Source organism: Drancourtella sp. An57, from assembly GCF_002161525.1.
Taxonomy (GTDB): domain Bacteria; phylum Bacillota; class Clostridia; order Lachnospirales; family Lachnospiraceae; genus Sellimonas; species Sellimonas catena.
Map to the genome: position 1 here is coordinate 1 of NZ_NFHY01000033.1, position 3951 is coordinate 3951.

3 protein-coding genes and 1 pseudogene are annotated in these 3951 nt (G+C 40.8%); 1 reads left to right on the top strand and 3 read right to left on the bottom strand.

What is annotated here, in order from left to right; translation table 11 throughout:
- Positions 1-68 precede the first annotated feature (68 nt).
- Positions 69-1386: pseudogene (locus B5G11_RS15980) on the top strand (transposase); the annotation flags it as partial.
- A 290-nt stretch (positions 1387-1676) separates the two neighbouring features.
- On the opposite strand, the gene B5G11_RS15985 reads toward B5G11_RS15980, so the two are convergent.
- The 3 genes from B5G11_RS15985 to B5G11_RS15995 form a co-directional block, all read right to left on the bottom strand.
- Complete coding sequence (locus B5G11_RS15985) at positions 1677-2534, bottom strand: DUF5688 family protein (RefSeq protein WP_087255625.1); 858 nt, start codon at positions 2532-2534, stop codon at positions 1677-1679.
- A gap of 59 nt (positions 2535-2593) precedes the next feature.
- Complete coding sequence (locus B5G11_RS15990; protein WP_242959091.1) at positions 2594-3049, bottom strand: LPD11 domain-containing protein; 456 nt, start codon at positions 3047-3049, stop codon at positions 2594-2596.
- Positions 3050-3220: 171 nt separating this feature from the next.
- The gene (locus B5G11_RS15995; RefSeq protein ID WP_087255628.1) at positions 3221-3523 is read right to left on the bottom strand and encodes a HEPN domain-containing protein; all 303 of its coding nucleotides are present in this window, start codon (positions 3521-3523) and stop codon (positions 3221-3223) included.
- Between the last annotated feature and the right edge of the window lie 428 nt (positions 3524-3951).

A 3951-nucleotide genomic window follows, 5' to 3' on the forward strand; every position in this document is an offset into this window, starting at 1 on the left:
GGATATGGTATAATAGAGTCGTCCAAAATCCATAAACCACCATCCAAGAAAGGAGTTATTCTGATACTATGATACCATATAAACAGCTTTCTCTGGCAGATATTTTTTCAGATTGCCAAAAAAAAATTTGAAAATGACAAACCTGCGTTTCTTTCCCTATTAGAAACTCATATCGACATTGATGAAATTATTCCGATTTCTTTCAGAAATCATTTTTATGCATCAACGGGCAGATCCCGTAAATACCCTTTGCATGCTCTCCTGTGGGCATTGATCATCCAGCGTATTTTCTCTATCCCTACAGACCAGCTTCTCCTCATTTTTCTCGCTTACTTTAAACCCCTTCGTGAATTCTGCGGGTTTTCCAAAGTCCCGGATGCTTCCAAAATCACTCGCTTTAAACAGGACTTTTCAGATGACCTGCAGTTTATCTTTGATCATCTTGTTGATATTACAGAGCCCATCTGCCAGGCTATTGATCCTGCAAAAGCAGATTTAACCATCTTCGATTCTTCCGGTATTGAAGCTTTTGTCACCGAAAATAATCCGAAGTACGCTAACAGAATCATTCGGCAGGTTAAGGCCTATGCGAAAGCTCAGGGCTTTAATCAATCTTATGATCCCTATAAGGTTGCCTACGGCTCCATGCCGTCCCATGCTTCTGCTAATCCTGAAATTAACCAGCTGTATATCAATGGGCATTTTTGCTATGTCTTCAAATTTGGCATTGTCACCAATGGGCTGGGCATTATCCGTCATATCTCTTTCTACAACAAAGACTTTCTGGCGTCCCATCCGGATATTGTTGTCGAAAAGAAATCGGACTCCCCTGATGAGGATAAGTGTGTTCATGATTCCAAACTTTTGATCCCAACACTCAAAGACTTCTTTTCAAAGCATCCACTGATCAATCCCAAAACCTTCCTCGGAGATGCCGCTTTCGATACCGCTCAGCTCTATAAGAGCCTTCTTACCGGTGATACTTTTGGTAAGGACAAACATTTCCAGAAAGCATATATTCCACTCAATGCAAGAGCAGGTCTTGAAAATCAGGATTATACCATCAATGAAAACGGGATCCCCTGTTGCCCTCATGATCCTTCCCTCCCTATGAAGTACGAATGCACTTCTAAACTAAGAAGAGGTGTTACCAGATTCAAGTTTGTCTGCCCTAAAATGAGATGGGCTTACGAGAAATCCACCCAAAAATCTTATAGACAATGCTGTTGCGAAAATCCTTGTACCACTTCAAGATGTGGTCGTATGGTTTATGTCTATCCGGAAAAGGATCTGCGGGCTTATCCCGGAACGATCCGCGGAACCGAAGAATGGGATAACACCTATAAAATAAGGACTGTTGTTGAAAGAGATATCAACCACATCAAAGATCATCTCTGTCTAGCAGGCCGTCGGACACAAAACGAGAAGACTTTACATGCTGATCTGACCTTGCCGGTATCACTCAGCTGATTACTGTTGTTCTCGCCGATAAAATCAAACATCATGAATACATTCGAAGCTTAAAGCCACTCATAGCATAGGACTTACCACTTTCATAAAGCAGATAGCTTATTAAAGTGCGCCTAAAATATCCGGTTATCCACTTTTCATTCCAAAACTCCTTCCCTGTACGAATTTTCCTTGTTTTGCTTCAAGTTTACGAAGGAGTTTCGCAATTACCTATAATAATATGGATGCGAGGAAAGAAACTGCTCTTTTTCAGCAGCATCATTTAAAACGGACTCCACAATTTCCATTAAAAATTTTCTGGGATATTTCTGGTTCTCTGGAAGAATGAGAAATTCATCAACAGTATACGGCAAAAGATAGAAATTATGTTGAAGTTCCTTCCCCAGATCAGCCAGTACGTTGTTATAGAGAATACAGGATGCTCCATAAGACTGATTGCGATTGCTGAGAATTTTTAATGTAGATAGAAAGCTGCGAAACGGCTCATTTTCGTTCATTATCTCCGGGAAGCGGATGAGATCCACAAATGGATTTATCACGCTGGGAAAAAGACGTTTCGTGTTGGCGTGCGCCAGAGGATATAATTCTGAGGAATCAATCCCCCAGTATTTCAGATGCCGATTACTGATTGTAAGCGCTGCGCAGCCAGAAGCGTTGTTGTCTATAAGCACATGAAATGTAATTGCCAGATCTAAATATGGCATATAAGGAACGGATCGCAGAAAAACCTGATTTTTTTCCTGATTGACAATCCGATAGATGACTTTCTCTCTTAGCTGGTCAAAGTTCCCTAGCTGTGCAATTTCATAGCTGTCTATACTCTGGTAAAAATGTGCCATTTCTGCAGCAATTTTCTGGATGGAGACGCCCTCTTTGAGTTCTTCATAGTATTCTTTTAATGGGATTGTGTACATAATATTTGATCCGGCCGCTTCGATCAAAAGGCCGGGTAACAAAGTATGATTATTCTTTAGAGCTGTCTCTGAATAGATACAGATGTCATCCCGGTTCAGTTTCTCCTTTAGCGCTATTTTTATTTCTTCTGTAAATTCTTTAAAATTCATAATAATTCCTTTCGTGTTTATTAGATTTTGAAAGTTATGTTTTCTTTCCGAAAGCATGGTTAATGGTTACACATTGCTCTTTCATAGTTAAGAAGCTGTTCCCAGGTCAACCATTCAGGTTTTTTGTCTGCGGGAAACACCTTCCATAATTCTTTCATCCGATCAATATGCTGTTTCGGATCATTTCCATATAATCGGGAATTGCTCCGATTTCCATATCCGAGGTAATATTCGCAGTCACTCCGCATTCTGCCTAACAGCATATATTCGAATTCATATTTGTCATTCTGATATGGCTTGGGTTTGAAAACATGTTCATACCGGATTGGGGCAATTGGCTCTCCGTCGGGCTCGTTGCCAGTAACGGAGTAGAGGTCAGGCGTTTTAGATTGACCTAAATTGAGATCTTTCCATAAATGTCCGAACTGATCTTGGTATGTCGGGCATGAAAAACCATCGATGCCAATGAGCTCGAGAGTTAAGATTGTTTTCTTATTTTTATTCATATTTTCCATAGTATTTTTCCTTTCTGTTACCATATGTCTTTCCGAAAAGGTGAAATATGACCGCCTTTCCTGTATTCAGACATAAAAAAAGAGAACGAAACAAACGTTCATTCTCAGATTCTAACCAAATAATTCAACGAAATGTAAAAAGGAACTGCCTTATAGTCAGAGCGGTTCCCTTTAATGATCATAATCTGCATGTTCACGCATCTCCGAAGATGTTCGAATGATCCTCGAGGCTTCTTTTGGAAAATCGCCTGTCTTAACATGATATTGATTAAAATGGGCGATGACACCACTATGCTTGCTGCTGTCAAATTCATCTAAGACGTTAACCGCGCGTATTCCGTGAAAAATAGAATAATAGGAACGGTTAAGAGCAAGTTTAAATTTGCCGCTTTCTAACATTGTTTTTGCATTTTCCAATTCTTCAGAGGATCGTTCATACCGGTATTTTGATAAATCCTTTATGCTGCCGGCCATAATACAATCCCCTCCTTTTTCACATTTTTATAGAATGGCATTACAGTAAGCGATTTGTCAAGGGTTTTTCCCCCTGAAAAGCACACATTTTGAAAGAGAGGGGCTTAAGCCCCTCTTGGCCACCATAAAGCACTGAAGCTGGTAGCACCGAAGCCGGTCCTTTGACGGCTCCCAGCTTCGGTGCTACCAGCAGGACGTGGGCCCGCTGGAGCGTCCCCCTCGGAGAGCGCACGGCTGCCGTCAGGCAGTACCTCCGCCCGCTTGCGGGTGGTGAGTAAGTGCGCCCTAGGTATAATTACTTTCTGGCCACAGCACTGAAGAATAAAAACTTTTCGCAATAAAAATCCCAGAGATTTCCTGCTTTTCTTCTGTTTAATGTAAAATAAAAGAAAAAAATTTTACACACAGGAGAAAAGTATGAAGAAACT

Coding starts and splice junctions, on each gene's coding strand:
- B5G11_RS15995 (WP_087255628.1), bottom strand. CDS start 3,523: ATGGCCGGCAGCATAAAGGATTTATCAAAATACCGGTATGAACGATCC.
- B5G11_RS15990 (WP_242959091.1), bottom strand. CDS start 3,049: ATGGAAAATATGAATAAAAATAAGAAAACAATCTTAACTCTCGAGCTC.
- B5G11_RS15985 (WP_087255625.1), bottom strand. CDS start 2,534: ATGAATTTTAAAGAATTTACAGAAGAAATAAAAATAGCGCTAAAGGAG.